At 69.3% G+C, this 287-nt stretch carries 1 protein-coding gene; it reads left to right on the forward strand.

All coding sequences use genetic code 11. From position 1 onward, the window contains the following. Positions 1–21 precede the first annotated feature (21 nt). A partial coding sequence (locus B2W70_RS06505) for a response regulator (protein ID WP_286743982.1) occupies positions 22–287 on the forward strand: 266 nt, incomplete at its 3' end.

Genomic DNA, 287 nt, shown 5'->3' on the forward strand with positions numbered 1-287 from the left:
TTGCTCGTGGAGGACCAGCCCTTGAACCAGGAGCTGGCCATGGAGCTGCTGGAGCGGGCAGGCGTGAGGGTTTCGCTGGCGCGCGATGGCCAGGACGCGCTCGACACCCTGGCCAACCTGGAAGCGCGAGGGCAGCGCCCCGATGGCGTGCTGATGGACTGTCAGATGCCCCGCATGGACGGCTACAGCGCCACCCAGCACATCCGCCAGGATCCTCGCTGGCGCTCCCTGCCCATCATCGCGATGACCGCCAGTGCGCTGGCCACGGACCGCGAGCAGGCGCTGTC

The sequence above is a fragment of the Aquabacterium sp. UBA2148 genome (assembly GCF_002328915.1).
In the GTDB taxonomy this organism is placed as follows: Bacteria; Pseudomonadota; Gammaproteobacteria; order Burkholderiales; family Burkholderiaceae_C; genus Aquabacterium; species Aquabacterium parvum.